Annotated in this window: 7 protein-coding genes; 6 read left to right on the forward strand and 1 reads right to left on the reverse strand. The window is 43.7% G+C overall.

All coding sequences use genetic code 11. The annotated features are described in order from the left end of the window. The 6 genes from HMPREF1254_RS10560 to HMPREF1254_RS10585 all read left to right on the forward strand — a co-directional run. A partial coding sequence (locus HMPREF1254_RS10560; protein WP_036891235.1) for a tyrosine-type recombinase/integrase occupies positions 1-253 on the forward strand: 253 nt, incomplete at its 5' end. 4 nt (positions 254-257) lie between these two features. Further along, positions 258-1,526, forward strand: coding sequence for a site-specific integrase (locus tag HMPREF1254_RS10565; protein ID WP_023058669.1), 1,269 nt, complete (start codon positions 258-260; stop codon positions 1,524-1,526). Positions 1,527-1,576: 50 nt separating this feature from the next. Beyond that, a complete protein-coding gene (locus HMPREF1254_RS10570; protein WP_023058664.1) occupies positions 1,577-2,044 on the forward strand; it encodes a DUF1896 domain-containing protein in 468 nt (155 codons plus the stop codon). Between the two features lie 684 nt (positions 2,045-2,728). Then, the gene (locus tag HMPREF1254_RS11875) at positions 2,729-2,998 is read left to right on the forward strand and encodes a helix-turn-helix domain-containing protein (RefSeq protein WP_023058667.1); all 270 of its coding nucleotides are present in this window, start codon (positions 2,729-2,731) and stop codon (positions 2,996-2,998) included. A gap of 20 nt (positions 2,999-3,018) precedes the next feature. Beyond that, positions 3,019-3,330, forward strand: coding sequence for a helix-turn-helix domain-containing protein (locus HMPREF1254_RS10580; RefSeq protein ID WP_023058668.1), 312 nt, complete (start codon positions 3,019-3,021; stop codon positions 3,328-3,330). Positions 3,331-3,689: 359 nt separating this feature from the next. Continuing rightward, the gene (locus HMPREF1254_RS10585) at positions 3,690-4,112 is read left to right on the forward strand and encodes a hypothetical protein (RefSeq protein WP_036880405.1); all 423 of its coding nucleotides are present in this window, start codon (positions 3,690-3,692) and stop codon (positions 4,110-4,112) included. Between the two features lie 7 nt (positions 4,113-4,119). Here HMPREF1254_RS10585 and HMPREF1254_RS10590 read toward each other — a convergent pair whose 3' ends face one another. Next, complete coding sequence (locus HMPREF1254_RS10590) at positions 4,120-5,046, reverse strand: tyrosine-type recombinase/integrase (RefSeq protein WP_023058666.1); 927 nt, start codon at positions 5,044-5,046, stop codon at positions 4,120-4,122. Positions 5,047-5,101: the final 55 nt, after the last annotated feature.

Below are 5,101 nucleotides of genomic sequence, written 5' to 3' on the forward strand. Positions count from 1 at the left end.
CCTCAATGGCATGCACTATATACAGCGAAATATCGGTATGGAAACTCCGCTGACCTTTCACATGGCCCGCCATACCTTTGCGTCGCTTATCACGCTTTCGGCAGGTGTACCTATAGAAACGGTGAGCCGTATGCTCGGACACACCAACCTGAGAACAACACAGGTATATGCAGCGGTTTCCTCCGAAAGAATCCATCGGGATATGCAAGCGATACAGCAGCGAATACAAGATACATTCACCTTAAAACTTTGACATTATGGCACGAAGTACATTCAAGACACTCTTTTATATCAATCGCTCAAAAGAGAAAAAGAACGGCAAATGCCCGATTATGGGACGTATCACCATAGACAGTAAGCAGGTGCAATATAGCACGGGCAAGGAGATTGCTCCTGAACTTTGGGATAGTCGTAAAGGGCGATGTAAGGGGATAGATGAAAAGACAAAGGAAATCAACCGCTATTTGCAAACCAAAGGGGAACAAGCCAAAGCAAAGTATCAAGAATTGGTATGGCAACGTGGCTATATCACCGCTGAGTTGCTGAAGCGTGAACTCATGGAAGAAGACAAGCCCAAAGGTTTTCTTTTGGAGGAAGCACGACTATTTATTGAGGAAAAGCGCCCATGCGTAGGAGTGACGATTGCCAAGCCGACTTTTGCTAATTACATCTATGCAGCGCAGCTCATTAAGTCCTATCTGCGTGAACGCTTAGGCCAGGAAGATATTCGATACGCACAATTGGACTATGCCTTTATTGAGGGATTGGACTTCTACCTTAAATCAGAGCGCAACCTATCTCTTGCCACTATTCAGGTAGCGGTCATCTTCCTTAGGAAACTCATCGGCATCGGTCAGCAGAAGAAATACATCCGCATTGACCCCTTTGTAGATTACAAGGCGGAACTGCCACACCGCACACGCAGGTATCTCACTACGGAGGAACTGCAAAGGGTACTGCAAACACCCATTATTGACAGGCAGTTTGAGCGAGCAAGGCAACTCTTCCTGTTCTGTGCTTTCACAGGACTGGCTCGTGTGGATATGCAACGGCTCAAGCCGAAGCATGTCATCCGCAATGCTGACGGCACGGAGGAAATCCGCATCAAAAAGCAGAAAACGGACGTGGAAGCTATCATTCCGCTTCTGCCTATTGCAAGGCAAATCCTTTCGCTCTATATCAAGGACAAGAAATCGGACGACTTGATATTCCCCAATCTCACAATAAGGAAAGCATCCTTTGCATGTGTGAACATCGGGCAGATATGCCGGATAGATAAGGGTTTGACCTTTCACATGGCTCGCCACACATTCTCAACCACGATTTGCCTTTCCAATGGTATTTCGATGGAAACGCTCAGCAAGATGCTCGGACACAGCAATATCGGTACGACACAAATCTACGGAAAGATAACCGACCATAAGATACAGGAGGATATGACTGCACTCACAGACAGGGAGCATACTGTATTTGAAGGTTATTGTGAGTCGATAGCACAGCAGAACGTGCCACTGCAACACGCATAAAAAGGAAGTAATTACCAAACTTATTATTCACGATTGAAAACCAAATGATTATGAAAAAGAACAACAAACAGGAACTTTCTTACTTTCGATTGAAATTAAGAAGTTATATGAGTGAGCATTACCCCGAGAAATTGCAAGATACGGAGTTTATCACTGCACGGGCAGATATGGCTCTCACAGTTTACTGCGATGCCGTGGCGCAAGGTTTCACTCACCCCGAAGCGGAAAGCATGGCAAGCGAGGTTTTGTATTATGGCTTGCATTTTTCCAAGTATGACACGCTTGTATCTGTATTGGAAAACGAGTTTGAGAGGGAACTACCTGCTCCGCTCCCCGATAAACTCGCAACCATCTTGTTGTCGAATAAGGCTATTCAAGCCACATTCGACAAATTCGGTTTGACGGACACATTTGCTTCTGACGAGCAATACGACCGTCTTTACACCGAACTCACAGGCACAATAGTGTTGCTCTTCGAGAGCACTCATCTGCCAATAATCGGTCAGACGGAGAGGTAAGCCCAAAGGCGTTGTAAGCAAAGGCACACGCAAAGTCCCTGATGCCGTTTCTTATCGTGCAAAGGTACAACGGAAGCCTGTCTGCCCTGACAAGGTCAAGTCCTGCGGATGGAGAGAAGAATCTCCACCGCAGGATTTTCCTTTTTTTATGGCTGTATCGCAATTCCCAATATTCGTGCGGTCGTATTCATCTCTCCCAACCTTGCAGGGCAGGGCTGCCGTAAGAGAGTATAGGCACGACAAGAATACGGCATACTCAGGCTCTTTGGACGCAAGGCGTAACAACCAACAAAAGATAGGACTGACGATAATACGGACAATCTGTTGTTTGTACAATTTGTTGTCATGACTATCTGTTGTCAAAACTATATATCGTCAAAATAATCTATCGATAAAACTATCTATCGATAGTTCTACATATCGATTTGTCGAACTATCGAACTGTCGAGAGAATAATTGCTATGTGATAAAAGGAAAGAGCCGGCACCTCATCTCATTACCGCAATAACACAGATGGATCTCCTTTGGTCTTTTCTCTTGTTTTCCTGACATTTCCCTGCTTTTCCTCATTTCTTGCAGCGGTGCTTCCGAGGGTTTACTTTTGCACTCGATAAGTACGGCAATGGACTGCATAACAGTTTGTTTGCCGAGTAACAATAAAGTAATCAAAACAAAATCGAGGCAATGAAACTCATTATCATCGACCGCAAAGCGTGGGAGCGGCACTGCTCCGACTTTGCAGACTTTATCCACTGTATCGAACAACTCATCGGCAATCCGCCCGAAACGGACGAATGGCTCGACAATGAAGCCGTATGCCGCAGGCTCGGCATCAGCAAACGCACCCTGCAATCCTATCGCGACACGGGTAAAATACCCTTCTCCATCATTGGGCATAAATGCTATTATAAGGAGAGCGACATCGCAGAGTTACTGAATGCAAACAATGAATGAACTCAAACAATGAATGAACTATGGAAGAGAATGAAATCATTACACAGCAAGGCCCTCAAATGCAGATGTTTGCACAGTTGATGGTGGGTACTTTGAAGAAACTGGAGCGTTATTGCTCCACAGCCCGTCCGATGTTGGGTGGAGAGGTTTACCTGACAGGCGAGGAGGTGTGCGGCCAATTACGGATCAGCACACGCACGCTCCAAGAGTACAGAAACTTAGGAACGCTTCCTTTCTACAAAATCGGAGGGAAGATACTATACAAGCAGAGCGACATACAGACAATGCTTGAAAGGCATTATAATCCAATACCGCAAACAGGTAAGTTATGAGTTAAGTTAAGAAATCAGTCGCGACTTAAGTCAAATGGTCAGTTGTGACTTTGGTCAAGAAATTAGTTTCGACCTAAGTTAAAATTAACTTTAGTCAAAAATATGTCAGCTCATAAAGTCAGTAAGTCAAGAGATTAGTCTAAACTTATCTCTTGATTTACTTCTTGAACTTTGAACTCTCGTCTATCAAAAGCGCCCCAGAAAAGTTACTTTATGGAACATAACAAACTATCTCTTTCTTTATACTGGCAAGGTGTGTCTTTGTCCGACAAACTACCGTTTGTCCCACAAAGACCCTTGCCCCGAAAGGGGATTAAATCACTCCGAAGTCGTGATTAGAAGAACAAAAACAAGAGAATATGGCAAGCGATAAATCAAGGAAAAGGGTAGCGAAAAGGTATGGTGATATGCCCGACAAGTGGGACGATTGGCACGTCCGTTTACCAGACCCGAAAGACCAAATACGAGTGATAGACCTCTATCACAAGTCAGGCTCAATGTCCAAGTCCGAGTTTGTGCGTGCAAGGTTATTAGGAGAGCATTTCAAAGTAATCACAGTAGATAAGTCCGCCGTGGAGTATTATCGCAAGCTCTCCAAACTCACAGCTCAAGTACATAAAATTGGCATAAACTACAATCAAGTAGTACGTCTGATGCACCTTTATACGGCAGAGAAAAGCGTAAAGGCATTGTTACAGGAACTTATCCTGCTGACAAAAGAACTCACCGTCTTGCAAGAGCAGACGGTGAGTTTGACAGTTGACTATCGCAAAAAAAAATAGAACAGCATTACTTCCTGAGGTATTTAAGCATCTGCGTAATACAACGCTTCTTCTGTTCAATATTGGGATGGACATAGAGGTTGAGAGTTGTAGTGATGTTCGAATGCCCGAGCAACACGCTAACCGTCTTATAGTCACAGTTACTTTCGATGCAGCGTGTGGCGAAACTGTGGCGCAGCCCGTGATATTTCAGCCGAGGAATGTCCAAATGCTTCATTAACCGATGATAATAGTTTCGATAGGTTCGTGGCTCAGTAGGTTTTTCTTCGTTGGTCAGCACATAGAAATTAAGATTTACTACCTTTTTCAGTGGTTTCACCATAGCCAAGAGTTCTTTGTTCATTGGTATCTCACGGCAAGAGTTCTTGGTCTTTGGGCTGTTGATGACTAATTCTGTGTGCCTGCGCTCACCTTCTACGATGTAGATACGCTCAATGGTACGGTTTACGGTGATTATACCGCTATCCGTATTGATGTCCGACCATTTCAAGCCGCATACCTCACCAATCCGCAAGCCTGTGGTTAGACTAATGTAGATACCAAGGTTGCGAAATGTAAAGTTCTGCTTGATGAATTCGAGAATCTTTTTGTGGTGTGTCACTGTCAGCACCTCCATTTCTTTATTGATTACTGTAGTTGGATATTTGATGTCCCATTCGCAATAGTTCATCCAACCGTTCTTTACTCCGAACTTCATCACCATTTTCAACACAATGAGGATGTCCTTCACCGTTTTAATGCTGAGACCAGCATTAAGTTTTTGTAGCACAAATTCTTGTACAAGTTTCTCACTAAGACTATCACAATCACCAAACGATGAAAGTATGTGATTTTCCAAAACTAACACATAAGCAGCGTATGTGGATTGCTTTACGTAGCGTTGCTTGTCTCTTTTCCAAGCCAACGAAATTTCTCTAATTGTTTTTGTTTTCATATTTAATCTTTAATCTAGAAAAGGTACATAATAATTAGAGAAAAGTATTAACTTA

The sequence above is a fragment of the Prevotella sp. BV3P1 genome, from assembly GCF_000479005.1.
In the GTDB taxonomy this organism is placed as follows: domain Bacteria; phylum Bacteroidota; class Bacteroidia; order Bacteroidales; family Bacteroidaceae; genus Prevotella.